Annotated in this window: 20 protein-coding genes and 1 pseudogene; 7 read left to right on the forward strand and 14 right to left on the reverse strand. The window is 62.3% G+C overall.

Features of this window, described 5'->3' with window-relative positions; genetic code table 11:
- Positions 1–39: 39 nt before the first annotated feature.
- From AC1DS6_RS33960 to AC1DS6_RS34020, 13 genes are all read right to left on the reverse strand, one after another.
- Positions 40–855: a GntR family transcriptional regulator gene (locus AC1DS6_RS33960; RefSeq protein WP_441630834.1), complete on the reverse strand. Its 816-nt coding sequence runs from the start codon at positions 853–855 to the stop codon at positions 40–42.
- The gene (locus tag AC1DS6_RS33965) at positions 852–2,642 is read right to left on the reverse strand and encodes an acyclic terpene utilization AtuA family protein (RefSeq protein WP_441630836.1); all 1,791 of its coding nucleotides are present in this window, start codon (positions 2,640–2,642) and stop codon (positions 852–854) included. Before AC1DS6_RS33965 ends, AC1DS6_RS33960 begins: the two co-directional genes overlap by 4 nt.
- 10 nt (positions 2,643–2,652) lie before the next feature.
- On the reverse strand, positions 2,653–3,420 hold the full coding sequence (locus AC1DS6_RS33970; RefSeq protein ID WP_441630838.1) for an enoyl-CoA hydratase/isomerase family protein: 768 nt from the start codon (positions 3,418–3,420) through the stop codon (positions 2,653–2,655).
- Positions 3,413–4,666, reverse strand: coding sequence for a CaiB/BaiF CoA transferase family protein (locus AC1DS6_RS33975; protein ID WP_441630887.1), 1,254 nt, complete (start codon positions 4,664–4,666; stop codon positions 3,413–3,415). Before AC1DS6_RS33975 ends, AC1DS6_RS33970 begins: the two co-directional genes overlap by 8 nt.
- Before the next feature lie 177 nt (positions 4,667–4,843).
- Entirely contained in the window at positions 4,844–5,938 is a 1,095-nt protein-coding gene (locus AC1DS6_RS33980; RefSeq protein ID WP_477104088.1) for an SMP-30/gluconolactonase/LRE family protein, read from the reverse strand.
- 133 nt (positions 5,939–6,071) lie between these two features.
- Positions 6,072–6,620 (reverse strand): 2,4'-dihydroxyacetophenone dioxygenase family protein, encoded by a 549-nt coding sequence (locus AC1DS6_RS33985; protein WP_045238266.1) that lies wholly within the window; start codon positions 6,618–6,620, stop codon positions 6,072–6,074.
- A gap of 443 nt (positions 6,621–7,063) precedes the next feature.
- Entirely contained in the window at positions 7,064–7,558 is a 495-nt protein-coding gene (locus tag AC1DS6_RS33990) for a YbhB/YbcL family Raf kinase inhibitor-like protein (protein ID WP_477104089.1), read from the reverse strand.
- Between the two features lie 92 nt (positions 7,559–7,650).
- Positions 7,651–7,866: an SDR family oxidoreductase gene (locus AC1DS6_RS33995; RefSeq protein WP_477104090.1), complete on the reverse strand. Its 216-nt coding sequence runs from the start codon at positions 7,864–7,866 to the stop codon at positions 7,651–7,653.
- Positions 7,867–8,055: 189 nt separating this feature from the next.
- The gene (locus tag AC1DS6_RS34000; protein ID WP_441630847.1) at positions 8,056–8,880 is read right to left on the reverse strand and encodes a GntR family transcriptional regulator; all 825 of its coding nucleotides are present in this window, start codon (positions 8,878–8,880) and stop codon (positions 8,056–8,058) included.
- Positions 8,881–9,174: 294 nt separating this feature from the next.
- The gene (locus AC1DS6_RS34005) at positions 9,175–9,783 is read right to left on the reverse strand and encodes a PqiC family protein (RefSeq protein WP_441630849.1); all 609 of its coding nucleotides are present in this window, start codon (positions 9,781–9,783) and stop codon (positions 9,175–9,177) included.
- A complete protein-coding gene (locus AC1DS6_RS34010) occupies positions 9,780–11,411 on the reverse strand; it encodes a PqiB family protein (protein ID WP_477104091.1) in 1,632 nt (543 codons plus the stop codon). Before AC1DS6_RS34010 ends, AC1DS6_RS34005 begins: the two co-directional genes overlap by 4 nt.
- Positions 11,395–12,069 carry a paraquat-inducible protein A gene (locus AC1DS6_RS34015; RefSeq protein WP_477104092.1) on the reverse strand — a complete coding sequence of 225 codons (675 nt, stop codon included), beginning with the start codon at positions 12,067–12,069 and terminating at the stop codon, positions 11,395–11,397. The genes AC1DS6_RS34010 and AC1DS6_RS34015 overlap by 17 nt, the downstream gene beginning before the upstream one ends.
- A complete protein-coding gene (locus AC1DS6_RS34020; RefSeq protein ID WP_477104107.1) occupies positions 12,066–12,704 on the reverse strand; it encodes a paraquat-inducible protein A in 639 nt (212 codons plus the stop codon). Before AC1DS6_RS34020 ends, AC1DS6_RS34015 begins: the two co-directional genes overlap by 4 nt.
- Positions 12,705–13,267: 563 nt before the next feature.
- Between AC1DS6_RS34020 and AC1DS6_RS34025 the strand changes: the two genes are divergently transcribed.
- A complete protein-coding gene (locus AC1DS6_RS34025; protein WP_477104093.1) occupies positions 13,268–13,915 on the forward strand; it encodes a TetR/AcrR family transcriptional regulator in 648 nt (215 codons plus the stop codon).
- Between the two features lie 6 nt (positions 13,916–13,921).
- Here AC1DS6_RS34025 and AC1DS6_RS34030 read toward each other — a convergent pair whose 3' ends face one another.
- Positions 13,922–14,542: a TetR/AcrR family transcriptional regulator gene (locus AC1DS6_RS34030; RefSeq protein WP_441630857.1), complete on the reverse strand. Its 621-nt coding sequence runs from the start codon at positions 14,540–14,542 to the stop codon at positions 13,922–13,924.
- A 467-nt stretch (positions 14,543–15,009) separates the two neighbouring features.
- Here AC1DS6_RS34030 and AC1DS6_RS34035 point away from each other — a divergent pair, with 467 nt between their 5' ends.
- The 6 genes and pseudogenes from AC1DS6_RS34035 (at position 15,010) to AC1DS6_RS34060 (ending at position 22,124) form a co-directional block, all read left to right on the forward strand.
- Complete coding sequence (locus tag AC1DS6_RS34035; protein ID WP_441630859.1) at positions 15,010–16,122, forward strand: efflux RND transporter periplasmic adaptor subunit; 1,113 nt, start codon at positions 15,010–15,012, stop codon at positions 16,120–16,122.
- Complete coding sequence (locus AC1DS6_RS34040) at positions 16,119–19,184, forward strand: efflux RND transporter permease subunit (RefSeq protein ID WP_477104094.1); 3,066 nt, start codon at positions 16,119–16,121, stop codon at positions 19,182–19,184. The genes AC1DS6_RS34035 and AC1DS6_RS34040 overlap by 4 nt, the downstream gene beginning before the upstream one ends.
- Before the next feature lie 17 nt (positions 19,185–19,201).
- Positions 19,202–20,566: a TolC family outer membrane protein gene (locus AC1DS6_RS34045; protein WP_441630863.1), complete on the forward strand. Its 1,365-nt coding sequence runs from the start codon at positions 19,202–19,204 to the stop codon at positions 20,564–20,566.
- A gap of 12 nt (positions 20,567–20,578) precedes the next feature.
- Positions 20,579–21,313, forward strand: a complete 735-nt coding sequence (locus AC1DS6_RS34050) for an MgtC/SapB family protein (protein ID WP_441630865.1) — start codon at positions 20,579–20,581, stop codon at positions 21,311–21,313.
- 81 nt (positions 21,314–21,394) lie between these two features.
- Positions 21,395–21,685, forward strand: a pseudogene (locus AC1DS6_RS34055) (AI-2E family transporter); the annotation flags it as partial.
- 58 nt (positions 21,686–21,743) lie between these two features.
- Positions 21,744–22,124, forward strand: a complete 381-nt coding sequence (locus AC1DS6_RS34060; protein WP_477104109.1) for a hypothetical protein — start codon at positions 21,744–21,746, stop codon at positions 22,122–22,124.
- The last annotated feature ends 606 nt before the right edge of the window (positions 22,125–22,730 follow it).

Here is a 22,730-nt window from a genome sequence, read left to right on the forward strand (position 1 = left end):
CCGATGTCTCCTTGTTCGAATGGTGAAGGTCTGTTGCGCTCAGCGGCGGCTGTCAGGGATGGCCAGCGCCGGGTAGTGCTCGGTCAGCTTGGCTGGCATCTCCACATCCAGGATGAAACGGTCGCCGCGATACCAGAACTGCCCTGCCAGGAGCACATTGCCGTCGACGTCCAGCGTCGATCGGATGATCCTGGCGATTGGCGCCCCGAAGCCATAGGCGAGATCGCGTGCCAGGATATAGTCGGCCGGCTCAACCGTCATGGTCTGCTGCATCATGCCAAGGCGGTCACCTTCGACCTGGCGCAGCAGATGACCAAGCTTGTGGTGCTTTTCGGCACCGCGGGGAAAGCGGGCAAAGACCGACGAGGCTACATACATCTCGATCAGGCAGAATGGCGTCCCGCCATGTATATGCATTTTGCGCACCATTACATAGCTGTCCAGCGGCGTGCCACGCCGGACCAGGCCCGGCCGCAAGGCCACGCCCTCGCGCATTTCCAGGATGCGGATTTCCAACTCGCTGCCATGGGCCGATTCGTCATTGATGGCGGAGCGCAGCCCTTGTCCGGGTTCTGGTGGCTGCTTGATGACGTGCGTGCCACGACCGCGCTGGCTGCTGACCAGTCCCTCTTCCGTCAGCGCGGCAAAGGCCTGGCGCACGGTGACCTTGGCGATCCCGTGGGTTTGCGCTAGGCTGTCCACGGTTGGCAGCTGCATGCCCACCGGGTACTCCCCCGAAACGATCTTGTGTCGGATGACGCTGGCCAGCTGGCGATATCGCGTCACGCCGCCAGTGCCGTCGTCGGCGAGGATGATACTCTCGTTGGCAGCTGCGTTGGGCGCATTCCTCGTCATGACAACAGCCCCCGCGGCACGCTTACCGGCATGGTGAGCAGGATCTGCGCCATGCCCTTGCCGAGCGGATCATTCCGCAGCGAGGCCATGCCGCCGCCATCCAGCGCCGACTCGCAGACAAAGTTCATGGCGTCGAAGCCGGGCAGGTCGTAGCATGTCACCGGCCCCTTCACCAGGTACCCAAGCCAGTCCGCCACGCGCGCCACCGTCACTTCGGCCCGGAGCACGGGCAGGTACGCCGGCCGGCGGGCGATCAGCCCGATGTTCGAGGTATCCCCCTTGTCGCCGCTACGGCCATAGGCGAGCCGTATCAGCGGAACTTCGACGGTATCGTGTTCCGCAGGGCCGGCGCCCGTTTGTTCAGCGACTGCAGGTGCCGCGGGCGCGACCGATGCCGCCGGGCTGCCCGAAGGAACGGTGACGCCGCTGCGTGCGCCGTCCATCACCACCGCCGGGATCAGGGCGCTCTTGTCGAGCAGGAATGCATACTGGCGGATCGATGGCGAGGGACTGGAACGCCCACCCGTCGAGCCCGTGGTGCCCGGCGCCCAACTGGTCCCCGCCGCTGCAATTTCCCGCGCGAACAGTTCCAGCGCCGCCTTCTCGGGATGCATGACCGCCAGCCGCATCACCGCCTCGCGGGTGTGCCGGACGGCAGCATGTGGCCCAAAGCAGGACTCTGCTCCCAGCACCTCGATCCGGGTGCGACTGTAGTCCCCCCACCCGTTCTCCCCGAAAAGCTTGCGCGTGCGGGCAAGGATCGCCTCAGCCGTGCGTTCCGCCTTGGCGACCGCGTCGACGCCGACGATGGAAAGCTGCGCGTTGCAGCGAAAGCCGTCGACATAAGTGGCACAGACCTTGTAGGCATTGCTCGGGGCCCGCCCGCGTGCGCCGCTTACTTCCACCTGGTCCGGTGCGGCCTGCCGAAGGGTTACCTGCGTGAAATCGCAGGTGACGTCTGGCAGCAGGTAGGTGGCCGGGTCGCCGATCTCGTACAGCACCTGCTCGCCGACCGTGGCGGTATTGACCAGTCCCCCGGTGGCGGGGGGCTTGCCGACAACGAAGGTGCCGTCGGCATGGCACTCGACCACCGGGTAGCCGATGTCGTGCCAGTCCGGGACGCTTTCCCAGTCGGTATGCAAGCCGCCCGTTGCCTGGCACCCACACTCGATGATGTGGCCGGCCAGACTGCCTTGGGCCAGGCAATCATAGTCGTCCGCACGCCAGCCGAACTCGTGCATCAGCACCCCGAGTGTCACGGCACTGTCCACGCAGCGTCCGGTGATGACGATCTGGGCCCCCTGGTCCAGCGCCTGCCTGATCGGCAACGCGCCCAGATAGGCATTGGCGCTGACCACGTGCTCTGGCAAGGGGCGGCCTTGCTGCATGTCTTGCACACCGGCTTCGCGCAGCTGTGGGAGCAGGGGCATCACGTCATCGCCTTCCACCACGGCAATGCGCAGCGTCAGGCCCTGTTCCGCCGCCAGAGCGGCAATGGCCTGCGCACACCCGTGCGGGTTCATGCCGCCGGCGTTGCTGACCACGCGGATCCCGCGTGCGGCTATCTCTCCGATCAGGGCCTTCATTGTCACCGTCACGAAGTCGGTGGCGTAACCCAGTTCCGGCTTGCGCAATCGGGCAGCGGCCAGAATCGACATGGTCAGTTCGGCCAGATAGTCAAACACCAGGTAATCGATATCGCCGTGCCGCACAAGCTGTGGCGCGCCGACGCTGCTGTCGCCCCAGAAGCCCGAAGCACCGCCAATGCGTACCCTTTTCGTGTTCATGCTTATCTCCCTATCTGCCAGTCCACATCGGCTGGCGCTTCTCGCGGAATGCCAACTGGCCTTCGCGCGCGTCTTCGGTCAGTGCAAACAGCCCTATCTGGCTTTCCGTGAACGCCATGGATTGCTCGAACGACATGGTTTCCATATGCTTGAGCGTGTACAGCCCGCGACGGATGGCGGCGGGCGATTTGTTCAGCATGCGGGCCAGCAAACGGTCCATCTCCGCGTCGAGATCGTCGCTGACGTAGTTGACCAGTCCGGCGGCCAGCGCTTCCCTCGCCGAAATCGGCTCGCCGCACAGACAGAGTTCGGTGAGCCTGCGACGTGGCAGCAGATGCTGCAGCACGCTCAGGACCTGCGCCGGAAACAGGCCCACATTGACCTCCGGCAGGCCGAAGAAGGCGCCTTCGCTCGCGACCGCCAGGTCGCACATCGCCATCAGTCCCATGCCACCCGCCATGCAGGCCCCGTTGACCCGCGCGATCAGCGGCACTGTTGACTGCCTGGCGCAGCGGAACAGGTCGGCCATCCCTTGGTAGGGATCCGCGTAATCGAACGTGAACGATTTACCGGTCTGCAGATCGGCGCCGGCACAGAATGCCTGTTCGCCCGTTCCCGTAATGACCACAGCGCGGATGTCGGCATCGCGATCGGCGCGCAGGATGCCCTCGCGAAGTCCCTGCAGCACCCCCGGCGTGATGGCATTGCGGCGCTCCGGCCGGTTGATGGTCAGGTAGAGTGCTGCGTCCCGGACCTCGCACAGCAGTTCATCATTCATGGGGAGCTTCTCCTTCGGTTCGTTGCGCTTTTGACCCATCCCTGGAGATGCCTGACGCGAACAGCGTATCGATGGAGGCCTCGTCGTAGCCGGCCTCACGCAGTACCTCACGGCTGTGCTCACCCAGGCCGGGTGCATGGCGGCGGCTTGTCGGTGGGGTGCCATGCCATTCGCTGGGCACCGCCATCTCCCGGATACGCCCGACGGCTGGGTGGTCCGATTCGCTGAAGAAACCGATATCCCGCAAATGGGGATCGTCCAGCAGTGACTCGAACGTGTGCATCGGGAAGACCGGAACATCGGCCTCCTTTAGCAGGGTGCGCCATTCCTCGGTGGTGCGCTTGGCCATTTCGTCGCTGACCATCGCATACAATTCGGTGATGTTGGCGGTGCGGGTGTTCATGTTGGCGAAGCGCGGATCGGTGTCGTACAACTCCGGCTTGCCAATGACCTGGAGGAAGGCGCGCCAATGATGATCGTGATAGATCAGGCAGCAGACATGTCCGTCCCTCGTCTTGTATGGGCGCCGCTCGGGCGAGAGCAGGCGCGGATAGCCGAAGCCGCCCTTTGCCGGAACGAAGGTCTCGCCATACAGGTGGTCTCCCATCACATAGGGAACCATGGTCTCGAACATGGGGACATCAACGCGCTGGCCCTTGCCGGTGCTCCTCCGCGAATACAGGGCGGCACAGATCACGCCGAAAGCATAGAGCCCCACCGAGCGATCCGCGATGGTGATTGGCAGATATCGAGGACTGTCGCCGCTGCCCAGCGAAACGGCCTGCGGCAGGCCGGTTGCGGCCTGGATCAGATCATCGAAGGCAGCCTGGGGCGCGTAGCGTCCGCGCTGCGAAAAGCCGAACATGCCGACATAGACCAGGCGCGGATTGATGGCCGATAGCGTTTCATAGTCCAGCCCCAGCCGCTGCATGGCCTGTGGGCGCACGTTGTAGGCCAGCACGTCAGCATCCCGTACCAGGCAAAGCAGGGCCTCGCGCCCCTCGGGCGCCTTCAGGTCAAGTACGATGCTGCGCTTGTTGCGGTTCAGGCCCAGGAAGAGCGGCCCCAGCTTTTCATCGCCGCAGGGACCTATGCCGCGCGTACTATCTCCGGTCGGAGACTCGACCTTGATCACGTCGGCGCCCAGGTCGGCCAGCATCTGGGTAGCAGAGGGCCCCATGAATACTGACGTGATGTCAACCACTTTCACGCCGGCCAGCGGCCCCGTTGTCTCGTCTTTCTTCATATCCATCTCATCTCGGTGGGTCAATGTATGACGGCTGGCCCCGAGGCCGCCGTTCCCTGCCTGGCCGGTGTTGAACCGGCAGCCGAGCACATCGTTCTATAAGTCGACCTATCGAATAGGCGGAAGGTAGGTCAAGTGCCGCGCGCTGGCTGACGGGGGAGACATCTGGCCGATGGTCTACTGGGGCCCGCCGTCGAGTTCTGGTATCCGCTTCTTGATTTTCGAGATTGTGTGGATCTTCACCCTTTGCGCCCAGGGACCATCGATGGTGCGCAGATTCTTGCCCACGAGATGCGCCAGGCCAAGCTCGTCACTGAGCAGCGGAAGGGACGTCTCGATATCGAGCGAGAGGTTGGTGACAAGAACGTCGCCGCCATGGAAGACGAGGCTGTTCGACCAGAGAAAGCCTTTGGGTGCCCCCTCGCGATCGATACCGCCGAAGTCGCCGAGCTTGGCAATCACCCGGCCCTGCGTCGGCTCGAGCACGAGAATCTCGTTGGACTGGTTGCACGCGATCCAGAGGTTGTCGTGCTCATCGATCTTCACACCGTCGGGTCCGCCGCCGACCCGGTTGACGAAGACTTCAGGCGTGCCCGGCTCAAGCGTCGAGCCTGTCAGCGGTATCTTGACAACGATGTCGTTCGCCGTATTGGCGACGAACAAGGCTGTATTCTTGTTGTTGAACGCCAAGCCATTGGCGCCGATGGTCGGTGGGATCCGCGTGGGTTTCAGCAGCGCGCTGGTGACCCATGCCGATGCTTCGCCGCCGTCGGGTCCGACCTTCCAGATGATGCCCTGGTGGGCGTCGGTCACGTAGACGTTTCCGGCGGGGTCGAACGTCAATCCGTCGAGGCCGGGGTTCTTGCCGGTGACCGTCATGAACACGGACGAGGCCCCCGTCCTGGGATCGACGCTCAGGACCTTCGCGCCCTTGTAGTCGACGACGAGCAACTGGCCCGTGCGAGGATGGAAGCCGAGGTCAAGCAACAATCGGCTCGAGCCCTTGATGCTGACAGTGCGCAGGTGCTTGCCCTGCGGGTCGAACACAAGAAGCGCACCCTCGCTCGTCCTGGGTTTTTCCACCGCCACCGTGACGACGTAGACGTTGCCTTCGCGGTCCACGGCGATCCCCTCTGGATGCGCCTCCCCCGAGGGCAAAGTGGCGAATGTCTCAACCTTGCCGCGTTCCCAGGCTCTTGCGGCTAGCGGCGTCGCCAGCAACACGAGCAACATCAGCATCGGCAGTATCGGCATCCTCTGGGCTTTGATCATTCTCATGTTGCACTCTCTCAATCTCGCGGATTGATGGATCGTCACTGATTGATCTGATCGGTGTCGTACACACTGGTCAGAGGAACGGCACCGCGCAGGCCGACGAGCGGCCTGCCATGGTGTAAGTCGCCTTTTATTCCTTGACAACGTCGGCGCCGTTGCCGCGGACGTAGGGCACCGGTCCGATGCCGCGCGCCGCCGCGAGAGCGTGGATCGCGTACTGGATCGAGAGCGCGTCATTGAGCGAGTGGAACGTGCCGTCCTCGTTGAAGCTCACTTGCGCGCCTTCGATCCAGGCGATGGTGATCGTGTCCTCGGTGTTGTCCTCGGGGGTGTAGAAGGTGTGCACCGAGCCGCCGGGCTCGTACAGGTAGGAGCCCGCCGTCTGCGGCTGGTCGGGGTACTCGCGATACTTCCAGCAGCCCTGGATTGTCCACACCTGCGCCGTACCGGTGTGGTAGTGAATCGGCAGGGAACAACCGGGTTCCACGATGGCCATGAAGACCCACTCTCCGCGCTCCGGATCCAGGCGCAGCGGCTTGATGTGGATGCCCGGAAAGACATCCTTGATCAGCGGGATCTGCTCGATGTTGACGGTCAGGAGCTTGTCCTGCGGCAGGGCGGGCAGCGGCAGGAGGGCGCCGGTAGACGTGGTGGGCTGCGCGAGAATTCTTGCATTCATGGGTTGTCTCCGTTTGTTAGAGGAGGTGAAACAGTGGACGGAAACCGTCCTTTGATGAGACAGAAGAGTCATGCCGGACCGGCGGCAAACTCAGAGCGGCGCCGGCAACGCGCCGGAGGAATAGAAGCGTCCAGCGCAAAGGTGAAGCCTGCTAACCGCTGCCGGGCCTGCATGTCATTGGATACTCCTAAAGTTCTAATGTTGGAAGTTTAGGCGCTGAGGAAGGTTTTTTCTGCCCCTTGTTTACCCTAGGGACTGAATCAGGGCCTTTAGCCTTGCTTGCAGCCCACTAGCTGCCCGCCGTCGGGGTTCGGTGATGGCGGGTACCGTTTTCAATGCGGACGCGGGGATGACGATCTTTGAGATGTGGCCGTCACCCCGATAGCGGGTAACGCCGGCGTACAGCATGTTGCCTTTGCCGTCGACCACGCACGCCGCGACATCTAGCGTTTGTAGAGGCCGGTCAGGGTAGCCGTGGCGAGCGTGTTCTGGTAGATGAAGAAGCGCACCACAGCGTTGGTCGGGTTGGCCGGCAACCCCAGCTTGGGCACGCCCAGGGCGTGCACGGTGAAGATGTAGCGGTGCGCGGGCAAGCCCTGGGGCGGGCAGGGACCGCCGTAGCCGATGGCGCCGTAGTCGTTGGCGGCCTGGGTGCCGCTGGCGCCCAGGTCAGTGCCGTCGCTGGAGCCCGGGCCCGCGGCGAGCTGGGTGACGGACGAATTGATGTCGAACAGGATCCAGTGCCAGAAGCCACTGCCGGTGGGCGCGTCCGGGTCGTACAGCGTCAGCGCGAAACTCTTGGTGCCTTCCGGCGCGTCCTGCCACTGCAGCGCGGGCGAACGGTTCTGGCCGGTGCCGTCGTAGCCATCGAACTCATGCACCAGTTGCAATGGATCCTGATCCTTGAATTCAGGCGATGTTAATGTGAAGTTGCTCATGCCCTTTCCTTTCACTTGATCTTGATAATCAGAAAGTCGTATCGCTTGGAGGTGCCTGCGGCCGTCGGACGAAAGCAGGCGTCGCTTGCCAGCTACAGCGCCGCTTCGGCGACGTCGTCCACAGTGTCAATACGTCCGAGCGGAAAGCAGGCCTCGAAGGCCTGCAATATCTTGGGGATGTTCAGGGCGTCACCCGGCATCGACGTGCGAGTGATGCCCGGCGAGATCGAATTGGCGCGAATACCGAATTGGCCGAACTCGTTGGCCACACAGCGCACGACGTGGTCGGTGCCAGCCTTGGGTGCCAACGGCTCCGCGTGTCATCCCATGGAGTCGTGAGCCCGCTTGCCTTCGGACCGCACGACGGCGTAGAACCAGCGCGCTGCTGGATCTACATGTCACTGCATATATCCTAACGTTCTAATGTTGGAAGTTTAGAGGATGAGGAAAGTTTTTTCTACCTCTTGTTTACCCTAGAGGCTGAACGAGGAGGGCCTTCAGCCTTGCTTGCGCTCGCTAGCTGCCCGCCGTTGGGGTTCGGTGATGGCGGGTACCGTTTTCAATGCGGAGGCGGGGATGTCGATCTCTGAGACGTAGCGGTCACCCCGATACCAAGTGACGCCTGCGTACAGCACGCTGCCTTTGCTATCAAGAAGACACCGTGACATCTTCGCGACGGGTGAGGCGAACGGGATCTTCAGCATGTCGCACAGTGGAAAATCCGCCGGCATCACGGTCATGCGTTGTCGCACACGTTTGCTCCGCGAGCCCAATTCATCGAGCACCGCGGCGAGTAGTTTTTTGTTCTTGGCGGTGTCCTGGGGCAAGGATTCGAAGACCGGGGTCAGCACATAGATCTCCGCGTAGCAGAACGGCTCGCCGGAATAGGTGTGCAGCTTGCGGACGCAGACGTATTCGCCGTTCGACTGTTCGCCCGGTCCGAGCAGTTCCTGCGGCACCCTGGTGTGGCGCCGGACTTCGAGTACGTCAAAGGCGAGCGCCTCAGGCGCGGCGAACGGATCGTTGATCGCCAGTTCGAGGTCGCCCGTGGCGGCGGGCAGGGCCGCCACGTGGGTCCCGATGCCTCGCTGGCTACGAATCAGCCCTTCTTTGGAAAGCAGCTCATACGACTGCCGAACGGTAACGACGGCCACGCCCAGGTCAGCCGCGAGCTGCGTGATCGGCGGCAGCAGCATGCCGAGCGGATACTCGCCTTTTGCGATCCGGTACCTCAGCACCGAAGCCAGCCGCTGATATTGCGCAACGCCCCGTTCAGCCGACAGCTCCGGCCGCTCAATCCCCGTCGTTCGATCGTCCGTCATTATAATTGCCTAACATTCAGATCATAGGAGTATGCACTAGAAGAACGGGACCGGCCCTTAGCGAGCAGGCGTCCACGCCTGTTCGGCTGGAATCGGAAAGGGTCGAGATGTGGCGCGGTGGCCGTAGGATTGATTTGTCTGTTGAACTAGTTGAAACGCGAGCTAGAACGCCTGGCCACGCCCTTGGTCGGGCGATGCCCCTCGCAAATCTGGCTATGTCGCGCACACCTAGTCGGTGCGATATGCCGGGTTGGTCGCCGCGCCACATCGCTAAAGGTGATGCATGATGCATATTTAGCGATTAAGCGACTGCACGCCCACTGCTATATCGGCCGCGGTTGCCGCCAGGATCTCCCGATACGCATTCACCACGCCCTCCACCTGCCCGGGCGCGGGCACCTCTGTTTCGGTGCGGCCGCTCAGAAACTTGCCGTCCGGCAGTCGCCGCACGGTCCAGGCGATGGTCGCCGCTGCCCACTTGCCGACATTGGCGTCGAGGCTTACCACCTCGGTCGTTACCCGGAAGGCCGGCTGCGCCGCCGACAGGCCGTGCCGGTAGACATCCACCGCGTCAAGAGTCGATTGCAGTTGCTGCGACAGCGCATCGCGTAGCTCGTCGGGTAATGGGGACGTCCAGCGCGATGTGTCGAACAGCTTCACCCCCCCGCTGGTGCCGTCACGCACCACCAGCTGAATGCGGTTCAGCCGCTCGGGCACGCGCACCGGCGTGACCTCGATCCATAACGGGTCGCCGCTACGGCTGGCTCGCCCTGTCACGGCCGGCGCGGCGTTGGAGCGACTGGCTGCCAGCGTGTAGTAGCGCGCCTCGGGCGACGCGCAGCCGTTCATCATGTTCGTGGCCGCGGCGGCCAGTGTAAAAAGCATCGTCAGACGTTTCATCATTTCTCTTCCCTCTTGCCTTGCAGTAGCGCTTCGGGATGCCGCTCGAGATAATCGGTCAGCGTGCGCAGCGAGACCGCCGTTTGCGTGAGTTCCTGCATCATCCGACGCGTATCCTGTTGCAGCGATGCGTCGGGCGCCAGCGCGCCATTGGCCGTGGCGAGCGTGCGGCGCACATCCTTCAGCGCGGCGAGCACTTCTGGTGCCACATCGCCATTGACCTGTGCCACGAGCTTGTCAGCGTTGACGAGCATTTTGTTCATAGACACCATCGCCGTGCGCGCGTCCTGCCCGATCTGGTCGAACGGCACCTTGCCGATCTTGGTCACAATGTCGCCAAGCTTGGCTTGCAGCTCGTCGAAGGTGCCCGGCGTGGTGGGGAACTCAGGCAGCGACCCGTTCAGGTCCAGATCAGCCGGCAGAGGTGCCTTCGGAAAGAAATCGAGTGCCACATAGAGCTGGCCGGTCAGCAGGTTGCCGGTGCGCAACTGCGCACGCATGCCGCGCTGTATCAGGCTATGCACGATGGCGAGCTTGCGCGCGTCGTCAGCCACGTCTTTCTCGTGCAGCCCCATGCGAGACGGATAGAGTTCCACCACCACGGGCATGCGGAAGGCCTTCTTGTCACGCTGGTATTCGATACCGATCGAGCGCACTTGCCCGACGGTCACACCGCGGAAATCGACTGGCGCACCTGGAGACAGGCCGCGCACGGACTGATCGAAGTTGAGCACCGCCAGCGCGGGGGCGAGTTCCTCCGGCTCCTTCATGGCTTCCGATTGGTCCGCCGCAAGCAGGAACTCTGTGTTCTCGGCGGCCGTGGCGTGCGCAGTCGAGTGTTCCGGCGCCTGGAAAGCCAGGCCGCCAAGCATCACGGTGACCAGCGACTGCGTGGACAACTTCAGCCCGTTCGCGTCAAGCTTGAGGTCGACGCCGCTGGCATGCCAGAAGCGCGTATCGGCGGAGACGAGCTTGTCATAGGGCTTGTTGACGAAGACCCGCAGCGTGATGTCGTGGCCGTTCGGCTCGAGTTGATACGCTACGACATGGCCGACCTGCACGCGACGATAGTAGACCGGTGAGCCGATGTCGAGCGAGCCCAGGTCCTGCGCACGCAGCACGAACTGCCTACCAGAGGCGTCGGCAGTGACAGTCGGCGGGACTTCGAGCCCGGTGAAGCTGCGCGTCGTCTCGCCTGACTTGCCGGCATCCACGCCGATATATGCGCCCGATAGCAGCGTCTCGAGCCCCGACACACCGCTGGTTGCAAAGCGTGGCCGTACCACCCAGAAGCGTGTGTCGGCCACGGCGAAGGTCTCCGCATCCTTGGTCAACGCGATCGTCGCGATCACATGCGAACGGTCCGCTGCCAGCCGTGCCGTCTTGACCAATCCGATATCGACGTCCTTGTAGCGGACGGGAGTCTTGCCCGGCGTCAGGCCTTCGGCGGTGCGAAATGTGATGGTGATCTCGGGCCCGCGCGATGCTAGCGTGTTGATCAACAAGGAAAGCCCGACTACCGCCGCAACGATGGGGATCAGCCAGACGAGCGAGGGTAGCCAACGCGCGCGAGGCGTGCGCCCGGGCTGCGGTACACCCTGATGTGGGGGATGATTAGTGTGTTCGGGCATGGTCGGAGTGCGGAAATTCGATGAGAGGAGGCGACGTCTCAAGCGCATCCCACAGCAGACGGGGATCAAAGCTCAGTGACGCGAGCATGGTCAGTACGACAACCGAGGCAAAGGCCAGGGCCCCGCCCCCGGGCGTAATTGTGGCCAGCGCCCCGACCTGCACCAGCGCGGCCAGGAGTGCTACGACGAAGATGTCGAGCATGGACCACCGGCCGACGACCTCGACCAGCGCGTAGAGCCGGGTCTGTTCTCGGATGCGCCAGGTCGATCTGCGGCGCACCGATATCAGCAGCAATGTCAGGATCATCATCTTGAGCAGCGGGACGACAACGCTGGCGATCAGCACCACGAGGGCCAGCATGTGCGAGCCGGACAGCCACAGATAGATCACGCCGGACATGATGGTGTCGCGCTGCGTGCCGAAAATCGATTGCGTCACCATCACCGGAAGCAGATTGGCCGGGATATACAGGAGGTAGGCGGCCAGCAGGAAGGCCCAGGCGCGCGCCACGCTTGCCGGCTTGCGATGATGCAGTACGGCGCCGCAGCGCGGACACGGTTCGGCCTCGAGCGTCATCGGACTGAGCCCGTCGCAAGCGTGGCACGACAGCAGTCCGAGCGAAGTGGCGGTAGCGTGGGGCGATTGAGGCGTGGTCATGACGTGGCACCGGGTGAGCAGGGTGGCACGTCATCTGCATCATGGACAACGAGGTAATGCCACAGGTCGCGCGGATCGAAGGACAAGATGGTGGCAAGTACGACCACAAGGGCACCGAACGACCAGAGGGCGACGCCAGGCAGCACCTGCGCAATGGTGGACAGCTTCACCACCGTGACCAGCACGCCGATCATGAACACTTCGATCATGCCCCACGGCCGCGTCTGGCGAATGCTGCGCACGATGAAGTCGAACCCGGGTGGCGTGCGGTGCTGCGCCATTGGCACGAGCAGGTAGCACATCATGAGTAACTCGGCCAGCGGAAGCAGGATCGTCGTGGCGAACACGAGCATCGCCACCAACGTCATGTCGTCCGCGTAGAGTGCCTGTACGGAACCCCATAGCGTGGTCTCCATGCGCGAGCCCTTGAGGTCCATAGCGACGATCGGGTACGCGTTCGAGATCAGAAACAGCATCAGAGCAGTCACCACGAGCGGCAGCAGGCGGCGATAGGTAAGCGAACTGTCGCGATAGAGCCCACCGCCGCAGCGCAGGCAGGTGGCACGTTCGCCCGGTTGCAGTGTCACGCGCATATGGAGTGCGTCGCAAAGCTCGCACGCAACCAGCCGGTGCATGGCCTGTGGTGGATCTGGCGGCGGGATGTGGTTCTGATGCACGACGTGTCCTGGGATGGTTATCGGCCTCGTTACATGAGGCAAGCAGTGCTTCGAGCGCACCGGAATCTTTCGAGATTCCCGCATTCTGCTACAAAATGACTTGCATGTCATCATGACAATAAGTATCTTATAAGGATTGCAACGGGCACGTCTGCTGCAAAACGCCTCCTTGTCCCACCGTTTCCAGCTGCATGCAGGCTCTTTCTTTCCTCAGAACGATGTCCATGAAAGTTGCGTGCGAAGTCGAAATTCGCGATGGCTGCCCCATGACATCCTTGCCGCGGCCGAACGGCTGGTTGCCGCGGCGCAGACGCTGCGCACTCAGTGCGAGCCGAGGATGGCACTGAGCTTGTTCGTATCAAGGAGGGCGGGACGTGGCCTACGCCATGGTGTCGGCGTTGTAGCGGTGTATTGATATAATCATCCAATCACATAAGGTCCTCAAATTGAAGATGCCTGCCGCCCCTGATCTTAAAGACCATCGCCCTCGCGTTGCAGCCGAACGGCGTGCACGGATGCGCATGCGTCTCATTGAAAGCGCGATGATCGTCTTTGCGCAAAGAGGTATCGGAGTCAGCGTGATTCCGGAAGTCATCGCGGCAGCTGGCGTCTCACAAGGTTCCTTCTACAACTACTTCCGTACTAACGACGATCTGCTGGCGGCTGTCAGCGAAGCGCTCAGTCACGACATGGTGCAAATGATCGAGAGCGTGGTCGGCGATATCGAAGACCCGGCGTTGCGTGTGGCAACGGGTATTCGCTTGTATCTGCACCTTGCGCGATCCTATCCTGTGGTGGCGCAGTTTCTTTCCGGCACAGGCCTGACCTTGGTCGGCAAGAAGAGTGCCGTGTACGAGTACCTGCCCTCGGATATCAAGGAAGGCCTGAAGACGGGCACGTTTGACGAGGCTTCGGCCGATGTCGCGTTGGACATGGTGGCAGGCGCAGGGGTGATCGCCGTTCACCGTATGGCCCAGGGAAAAACGACTAAGGACTATCCCGAGCGGATTGTCCGGGCGGTGTTGCGGTCGCTCGGCGTGTCTGCATCGAGCGCCACAAAGTTGACCTCTGCGCCTTTGCCAAAGCTGGTCGCTCCGCCTGAATCGCTGCTCGAAAAGGCACAGGAAAAGCTCGCCGAAATGGCCGAGCCCTCCAACTTTCGAGCGTAGTCAACGCTACGGCACTTCGCCGCTCGCTTCGGCGAGCAAGCCATCGAATAGCACTTCGCTCGCATCCAGCGGCGACTTGGATATCGCATCAGCCGCCGCTTCCTCCACGCCTAAGCCGCGCAATGCCACGGCGGCGGCAAGCTCCGAAAAATCTTCGCGACATTCGGTTTCAAGCATGCGGTGCATTGCGCTCATTGCCGCGCCGGCAACGATATTGAACCCCAGGGCGGTCGGCATGCGCTTGAATCGATTGCGTCGAACACCTTCCTCTATGTCCCTGCGGACGAACTCCAGCATATTGGGTGCCTGGTAGCCAGCCCAGCCAAGCCGGCCAAGGATTCCAGCCACACCCGGCTGGCGTATCGCAAGTATCGACGCCAGCCGTATTCCCCTGGCGATGTGTTCGGCCGGGTCGTCATGGCCGCGCACAATGGGGTCCGCGGCCCGCACCCATTGTTCAGCAATATTCCCAACAAGCTCCCGCACGATCGCGTCAGCCGACGGAAAGTACTTGTAGAACGTTCCACGTGACACCCGTGCGGCCGAAATGATGTCGTCGATGGAAGGCGTCGTGGCGCCGTTCTCTACCATCAAGCGCATCGCACTGTTCAGCAACAGCGAGCGCATACGCTGTCGCCGCTTTGCCGCAACTCGCTGACGGTGGTCGCGAGTCTCCCACGGTTCTGTTTCAGCTGCCAATCTCTTCTGTATCGGGGTCATTGATCTGTTTTTTCCTCATGGTCAATGAGTCGACATGGCCGCGCGCACAGCACTTCCTGCGCCTTCGGTCTATGCCCATCACATCACTCCGCGTCCAGTGCTTGTCTCTGCGCGTCCACATCTTGCGGTCGCACGCACCTTCTTCGTCTCATGTGGAATCCGGTACGTCATAGTCGTCCCGTTCCACACATAAAATAAATTGTACGTCATCCTGACGTACAAGTCATTATGATGTATATTTCGGGCTATCGGAAAGGGCGAAAGCCCTAACAGGCCTGCCGTTGCTGATGCCAGCACGAGTCCGTGGAGCGGCTCGGTGGCGTGGACCGCTGATGACTCGCAGGCGAGCGAAGGACCTTATTGGAGGGCAGAAATTGAACAGGAACCATCGAGCGGCAGCTCTTACCATCATCGCGGCGCACCTGCTGGCCGCCTGTACACCGGGTCCAGCATCCGAACACACGGACGTCAGGCCGGTGCGGACAGTGATCGCCGGGCGTGCCGCCGGCTCGGTCAGCGCGACCTACTCAGGCGAGATTCGTGCGCGTTACGAAAGTCAGTTGGGATTCCGCACAGCCGGCAAGATCGTCGCGCGGATGGTGGAAGTTGGCAGTCATGTCAAGCGCGGTCAGCCGTTGTTCCAGCTCGATCCCACGCAGGAAACATTGCAGGTGGCCGCGGCGGGAGCGGAGGCAGATGCGGCGCGGAGCCGGGTAGCCCAGGCGCGGGTGGACGTTAAGCGTACCGAGCAACTGCTCGCGCAGAACTTTGCCTCGCAAGCCGAGTTGGACCAGCAGCGGCTGGCGCTCAACCAGGCGGAAGCACAACTGCGTTCGGCACTGGCGCGGCAGCAGTTGAATGCCAACATGCGCGGATTCACCACGCTCGTGGCCGACCGCGATGGCGTGGTCAGCGCGATCAACGCGGAAGCCGGCCAAGTGGTCTCAGCCGGGCAGACGATCGCAACCGTCGCGGCTGACGGTGAACGCGAGGTCTCCATCAGTATTCCGGAGTCGCGAGTCGACGAACTGCGTAAGGCGCCGACGCTGACGATTACGGTGTGGGCGCATCCGGACAAGTCCTGGACGGGCAAACTCCGGGAGCTTGCTCCGGACGCGGACAGTATCACGCGGACGTACTCGGCGCGAATCTCCATTCAGGAGGCGGATCCGGAGCTGCTGCGTCTAGGCATGACAGCGTCTGTCATCGCACCCGACGTGGACGGCAGTGGCGTTGTCCGCGTGCCGTTGACCGCCATTGTCGATCATGAACGCAGCCGTCAGGTGTGGGTGGTTGACCCGAAGACGTCTCGGGTTATCGCGCGTGAGGTCAAGCTGGGCGCCGCGCAGAACGACAGTGTCATCGTGGTTGGGGGCCTGGTGGGCGGAGAAACCGTGGTGAGTGCCGGCGTGCATATGTTGCAGCCTGGCCAGCAGGTAAAGGTGGCCGAGGCGGTAGCTGTCGCCAAGGCGGGGGGTGTGAAGTGAAAGGCATCAACCTGTCCGAATGGGCACTGAAGCACCAGCAGATGATCGCGTTCCTGCTGTTGCTGTTGTCCGTGGCCGGCGTGCTGGCATATGGCAGCCTGGGCCAGAAGGAAGACCCGGAGTTCACGATCAAGACCATGGTCGTCCAGGCGTACTGGCCGGGAAGTTCCGCGCAGCAGATGGCCGATCAGGTCACCGACAAGATCGAGCGCAAGCTCCAAGAGGTGGCGGAGATCGACTATACGTCCACTTATGTGAAGCCGGGCGAAACGCAGGTCAAGGTGAACTTGCGCGAGGACGTACCACCAGGTGCAGTGCCGGACGTGTGGTACCAGGTTCGGAAGAAGATGGGCGACATCCGGCACACCCTGCCACAGGGCACACAGGGCCCTTTCTTCAATGACGAGTTCGGGGACACCTTCGGTAACCTCTATGCCATCACTGGTGACGGATTCGACTATGACGATCTGAGACGGATTGCGGATGCCGCGCGTAACGAGTTTCTTCGTGTCGGCGACGTCAACAAGGTCGACTTGGTGGGCAAGCAGGAACAGAAGATCTATGTGGAAGTCTCCACCGCCAAGCTCGCTTCGCTGGGGATCGACCCGGCACTAATTGCGTCGACGCTCCAACAAACCAATGCCGTGACATCGGGCGGGACAGTGCAAACCACCGCGGAACAAGTGCGGCTCGCTGTTAGTGGCGAGTTTGACTCGGTCGAAGGGATTCGCGCCATCGGCATCCGTGCCGGCCAGCGTACCTTCCGCCTTGGCGATATCGCCGACGTCCGTCGTGGCTTTGTGGAGCCTGCCACCTCGAGGATGCGCTTCAACGGCAACGAGGCGATTGGACTTGCGGTGAGCATGCGCAAGGGCGGCGACGTGATCCGGCTTGGAACAAAGCTGGACGAAACGGTAAAACGCATCGAGTCCCACTTGCCGGTGGGTGTGCAGATCCACGCCGTAAGCGACCAGCCACATATCGTTGAGCACTCCGTGTTCGAGTTCAAGAAGAGTCTGGCCGAGGCGGTGATCATTGTGCTCGTTGTGAGCTTCCTCTCACTCGGCTTGCGCACGGGACTGGTCGTCGCGCTCAGCATCCCGCTCGTGCTGGCCATGACATTCCTGGCGATGTACGTGATGGGCATCGACTTGCAGCGCATCTCGCTGGGTGCGCTGATCATTGCGCTCGGACTGTTGGTCGACGACGCCATTATTGCCGTGGAAATGATGTCGTTGAAGCTCGAGCAGGGCTGGGACAAGTTCCGCGCCGCCACATACGCCTACACGGCCACGGCCTTCCCGATGCTCACCGGCACGTTGATCACGGCGGCGGGCTTCCTTCCGGTCGGCTTTGCGAAGTCGGGCACTGGCGAATATGTGTACTCCCTGTTCCAGGTGGTGGGCATTTCACTGTTGTTGTCGTGGATCGTGGCCGTCCTCTTCACGCCATATATCGGTTTCAAGCTGTTGAAGGAGCATGCGCACGCGTCGCATGACGAGGATGCGGTCTACCAGCGCGGATTCTATGTCAAGTTCCGCCACTTCATCGACTTCTGCCTTAAGCAGCGCGTGTGGGTACTCGGCATCACGCTCGCGGCATTCGTAGGCGCACTGGTGCTGTTCAAGGCGATACCCCAGCAATTCTTTCCGGCGTCTGACCGGGCCGAACTCATTGTGGACCTGTGGATGCCGAAGGCCTCGACCTTTGAGGCGAGTCAGCGCGAGGTCCAGAAGCTGGAAGGGCTGCTCAAGGGCGATCCGGACATTGCGGCGGTGACCAGCTTCGTTGGAAACGGTACGCCACGATTCTACCTGCCGCTCGATGTGCAGACGCCCAATCTGAACTTGGGCGAGATGCTGGTGATGACGAAGGGCGGTGAGGCACGGGAGCGGGCGAAGGAGAAGCTCGAGAAGCTGTTCGACGAAAGATTCCCGAATGTGCGGGGCCGCGTCAATCGACTGGAGAACGGTCCGCCTGTCGGATACCCGGTGCAGTTCCGCGTGTACGGGCAGGACAACGTCAAGGTTCGTGCGATCGGTCAGCAGGTGGCGGACATCATGCGCGAAGAGCCGCACGTGCGCCAGGTCAACCAGGACTGGGGCGAACGCATCAAGCGCGTGCAGGTCGACGTGGACCAGGATAAGGCGCGTGCACTGGGCATCAGTTCAGGCCAGATCAAGGAAGCCCTCGAGGCCTCGTTGTCGGGCACGCCAATCACGCAGTACCGTGAGGAGGACCAGGGAGTCGACGTGGTCTCGCGCCTCGTCGCGGCGGAGCGCACGGACCTGAACAACCTGAAGGACGCCAAGATCTATGTGCGCGACGGCAAATTTGTGCCCGTCTCGCAGGTGGCCCGGCTCACGCTTGACAGTGAGGACAGCGAACTCTGGAGGCGCAATCGCGTGCCAACGCTGACCGTTCGTGCCGACATCGCGGGGGCGCAGGCACCTGACGTCACGCGTGCGCTACAGCCGAAGATCGAGGCATTGGAAAAGGCGCTTCCGCTCGGCTATGGCATCGAGATCGGAGGCGCTTACGAATCGAGTGGGAAGGCCCAGCGTTCTGTTTTCGCGGTGATGCCCGTGACGATTATCGCGGTGCTCTTGCTGCTGATGATTCAACTTCAGGACATGAAGAAGATGGCGATGGTCCTGCTGACCGCGCCGCTCGGGCTGATCGGTGTCAGCGCGATCATGGCCGCGTTCCAGATTCCATTCGGTTTTGTCGCCATGTTGGGCGTTATCGCCCTCGCTGGAATGATCATCCGCAACTCGGTGATCCTGGTCGTACAGATCGATCAGGACGTGGGCGCGGGCGTCGCACTGTGGACGGCCATCGTCGAGGCGGCGGTGCGACGGCTGCGTCCGATTGTGCTGACTGCTTTGGCGGCAATTCTGGCGATGGTGCCGCTTACACACTCCGTGTTCTGGGGCCCAATGGCGTGGGCAATCATGGGAGGGCTCGCCGTTGCCACGGTGCTGACGCTGGTCTTCCTTCCCGCTTTGTATGCGACCTGGTACCGGGCCAAGCGCCCCGCGACCGTCCGATCGCAAATATGACGATGAGAGTTATTTCGATGAAAGGTTTGAGCATGGCCCTGCGGGCCGGGCAAGTGGCTTTGGGCTGCATGCTTTTCCTGAACGCTGGAGAGTCGGGCGCTATCGATCTCGTGGGGTCCTACCAGCAGGCATTGGCGCATGATCCGACAAGCCTAGCTGCAAATGATGCACTCACGGCAGGGCGGGAGATGGCTGTGCAGGGCGACGCCTTGCTGCGTCCGCGCGTAAGCCTGCAAGCGGCACTGGACCGGATCAACAATCGTTCTTCCGGCAACCCGCCGGCCGAGGCCGCACCGTTGGTATCCGCCGATAGTTCAGGCACTGCGCGGCAGGCCGGTGTGATGCTCATTCAGCCACTGTACGACAGGACCGCAGTAGCCACGAGGAAGCAGTTGCGCGAGCAATCGAACCTGGCGCAAACGCAGTTCGACCAGTCTCGCCAGAATCTGGCCTTGCGGGTGGCGGAGGCATACTTCGGCGTGGTATTGGGTGAGGAAACTCTCCGTGTGGTACAGGCCGAGAAGGCGGCCTTGCGACAGCAACGGGACCGCGCGAAGGCGCGCTTCGACATCGGCCAGGGCAAAATCACCGATCTTCATGAAGCCCAGGCCCGCCTGGATGGGGTGGAGAGTCGCGAAGTCACGGCGCAGTCTGCGCTAGAGCAACGACGCGCGAGATTCCTGGAAACGGTCGGCATGCCGCCCGATCAGCTCAGCGGGCTGGCGCCAAATTTCGCGCCGCGACCGCCGGAACCGGACAATCTCATGGCGTGGCAGGCAAGGGGTGAAGATCAGAGCTACGTCGTGAAGACCAAGCAGTCGGAGCTCGACATTGCCGGCGCGGAGATCGACAAGTACCGCGTCAGCAGTCGCCCGACCGTCGCGCTCGTGGCACGTTATGGCGCCCAAGGCCAAACCGGCAATCTGGCTCCCTGGGTTGCAGCCAGCAACACCCGCACCGCGACGATCGGCTTGCAGCTCAACATTCCGCTGTACGCGGGCGGCGGACTGGATTCGCGCGAGCGGGAATCCGTTGCGAGGAAGAGCCAGGCGGAGCAGGAGGTTGCCGCCGCCCGGCGAGACGTGCGCTTGAATGTGCAGGACGGATTCCTCTCGGTGAAAACGGGCGTGTCGCGCGTCGCCGCGCTCGAGCAGTCGTTGACTTCGGCGCGTAGCGCGCTCGCGGCGACGACGCTTGGCCGGGACGTTGGCACCCGTACGGAACCCGACGTACTGGACGCGCAGCAGCGCGTGTTCGCCGCTGAGCTTGACCTGGTTCAGGCACGCCTGGACTACCTCCTTGGCCGTCTGCGGCTTGCCGCCGCGGCGGGGGAACTGAGCGAGGAAACCTTGCGCTCGTTGAATGCCTGGCTCGCAGCCTGATCGAGAAATCCTATGCTAGGAGATCTGCAGCACTATTGGAGCGGCGCCTTTCTCGCCGCCAACGCGTTCATCGGGCTGAACATGGTGGGCGCGTTGCTGCTGGGAATGCTGGTTGGCTACGAGCGCTCGTACAATGGCCGCGCCGCCGGCATGCGCACTTACGGCCTCGTGTGCATGGCGTCCACAGCGCTGACGGTATTCGTCGGTCACACGTCGCTCTGGTACGGCGGTGCCACAGCGCACATCCAGGCAGATCCGACCCATACCATCCAGGGCGTGGTCACCGGCGTCGGCTTCCTTGGCGCCGGGGTCATCATGAAGGACGGCATGAGCATCCGCGGCCTCACGACCGCGGCATCCATCTGGGCTGCCTCGGCCATAGGCGTGTTGCTCGGCGTTGGCTTCTATGCCGCCGCGTTGCTGCTCGCCGTGCTATGCGTGGGCTCGATGTCCCTGTTGCACCGGCTGGAGGCCAGGCTTCCGGGGCGCATGACGCTTGATGTGTCGCTGACTTTCCAACCCGGCGAAGCCCCTGACTTCGATCTGCTGATCGACAGGGCAAAGTCTCGCGGCTATCGCGTGCTTCACGACAGCCTTACCATCACGTTTGCCGACAACCAGGCCGTGTGGCGAGTCAGCCTGGTCGCACCGGACAAGGCGCGCGCGCTATCGCCGGCGGGACTGGCGGCCGAGATGGCTGCAACCCAGGGTGTCTCCCGGTTCAGCATCGTACCGGTGCGCAATTGATTCGGGTAAGCGAACACATCTATTCAAGACAACCAAGATGTTTAGCAGCAGCGCGCGGATAGACGAGTTGACTCAGGTGAAGTGAATACACAGAAATTTTGCCGACCCCGTGCGAACCTCAACTGGAATCCCGATTTGTCGCAGAACGCCTCACTCCCTACTCCATTCCGCCGCCAAGCCCTGCTCTGGGGCGCCGTCGCATTCGGCCTCGGCAGCCTGCTTTGGATCTTGCGTCCCGTCCTCACACCGTTCCTGTTCGGTGCGCTCATCGCATACATGTTACAGCCGGGCGTCGAGTGGCTGGTGCGCCATCGCACGCCGCGCGGCCTCGCGGCGCTCGTGATGATGCTCGTCTTCGCGTTGTTGGCCGCGCTGCTGGTTGTGCTTGTGCTTGCTGTGATCCAAGCGGAAGGTCCTGAACTCACGAAGCGTGATTCCAGTCATCATCGCGGAGCTGAACGCTTGGCTGCAACCGAAGCTGATTTTGCTTGGCCTCGGCCAATCGCTCCATTTTGGCAATGTCCGCGACGTGCTGACGAGCCAGCTCGATGGCAGCGAGAAGATGATCGCACTGACCGCATGGGAGTATGTGCGCACGAGCGGCGACATGATGAGCACCGTGATCGCCAACGTCGTGCTGGTGCCGCTAGTCCTGTTCTATTTGCTCTACGGCCGGCACCAAATGTTCTCGCGCATGGAGAGCCTTGTACCGTGGCGCCGGCTCGGCAAGACGCGGGAGTTTCTGACCGTTGCTGGGGCGCAACTCCCGCCCGCACCAGCCAACCCAACCCATAATGAACAGGACCGCTAATGTTTTCAGGCCATTTGATCCATTTAGGGAACTCCACCGTCGCGGTCACGCTGTTGGTGGCGTCGGCGGCTGCATTTGCCGCTCCGCAGACAAGCAGTCTCGCCCTGAATCTAAATACCCAGCGCGGAATTAGCGACGGTCGGAGCGGCACTGAGCTGGAAACCGCACCACTATCACAGCAGAAAATCGCCGGAGCACAGCCGACTTCAACATCCGGGACTCTGCCGGATAACGGATCGGCGATATATCCTTACATCGTCGTGCCAAATACGCAGCTACCTGGCGTTGCGCCTACTCCTCGTCCGCAGCCGCTTCCCCGACCGATGCCACATTTGCCATAGGAGGCACGATCTGCTGTAGGCCCCCGGCCAAGACCGTGCTGTGCTTTGCGGAGAAGTTCTCCTTGCAGCAGACAACCCGCAGGATGGGGTTCTGACGCTGTCGATTCCACGTAGGATATGGCCAGATCTGTCGTGCATGGCGGAATCTTGTAGGCGTCGGCCGTGCAGTGCATCAATCGCTGCATATTCAAACGCTTGGCGGGCTGTGGCGCGCGACCCGGCTCACGCCGCAACTCGATACGTCGGATTGCAGCCCCGACGTCCG

This window comes from Cupriavidus sp. 05L310 (assembly GCF_056398185.1).

Excerpts from the sequence above, each read along its gene's own strand:
- AC1DS6_RS33960 (WP_441630834.1), bottom strand. The coding sequence starts at position 855 with ATGACGAGGAATGCGCCCAACGCAGCTGCCAACGAGAGTATCATCCTC.
- AC1DS6_RS33965 (WP_441630836.1), bottom strand. The coding sequence starts at position 2,642 with ATGAACACGAAAAGGGTACGCATTGGCGGTGCTTCGGGCTTCTGGGGC.
- AC1DS6_RS33970 (WP_441630838.1), bottom strand. The coding sequence starts at position 3,420 with ATGAATGATGAACTGCTGTGCGAGGTCCGGGACGCAGCACTCTACCTG.
- AC1DS6_RS33975 (WP_441630887.1), bottom strand. The coding sequence starts at position 4,666 with ATGAAGAAAGACGAGACAACGGGGCCGCTGGCCGGCGTGAAAGTGGTT.
- AC1DS6_RS33980 (WP_477104088.1), bottom strand. The coding sequence starts at position 5,938 with ATGATCAAAGCCCAGAGGATGCCGATACTGCCGATGCTGATGTTGCTC.
- AC1DS6_RS33985 (WP_045238266.1), bottom strand. The coding sequence starts at position 6,620 with ATGAATGCAAGAATTCTCGCGCAGCCCACCACGTCTACCGGCGCCCTC.
- AC1DS6_RS33990 (WP_477104089.1), bottom strand. The coding sequence starts at position 7,558 with ATGAGCAACTTCACATTAACATCGCCTGAATTCAAGGATCAGGATCCA.
- AC1DS6_RS34000 (WP_441630847.1), bottom strand. The coding sequence starts at position 8,880 with ATGACGGACGATCGAACGACGGGGATTGAGCGGCCGGAGCTGTCGGCT.
- AC1DS6_RS34005 (WP_441630849.1), bottom strand. The coding sequence starts at position 9,783 with ATGATGAAACGTCTGACGATGCTTTTTACACTGGCCGCCGCGGCCACG.
- AC1DS6_RS34010 (WP_477104091.1), bottom strand. The coding sequence starts at position 11,411 with ATGCCCGAACACACTAATCATCCCCCACATCAGGGTGTACCGCAGCCC.
- AC1DS6_RS34015 (WP_477104092.1), bottom strand. The coding sequence starts at position 12,069 with ATGACCACGCCTCAATCGCCCCACGCTACCGCCACTTCGCTCGGACTG.
- AC1DS6_RS34020 (WP_477104107.1), bottom strand. The coding sequence starts at position 12,704 with ATGCACCGGCTGGTTGCGTGCGAGCTTTGCGACGCACTCCATATGCGC.
- AC1DS6_RS34025 (WP_477104093.1), top strand. The coding sequence starts at position 13,268 with ATGCGTCTCATTGAAAGCGCGATGATCGTCTTTGCGCAAAGAGGTATC.
- AC1DS6_RS34030 (WP_441630857.1), bottom strand. The coding sequence starts at position 14,542 with ATGCGCTCGCTGTTGCTGAACAGTGCGATGCGCTTGATGGTAGAGAAC.
- AC1DS6_RS34045 (WP_441630863.1), top strand. The coding sequence starts at position 19,202 with ATGAAAGGTTTGAGCATGGCCCTGCGGGCCGGGCAAGTGGCTTTGGGC.
- AC1DS6_RS34050 (WP_441630865.1), top strand. The coding sequence starts at position 20,579 with ATGCTAGGAGATCTGCAGCACTATTGGAGCGGCGCCTTTCTCGCCGCC.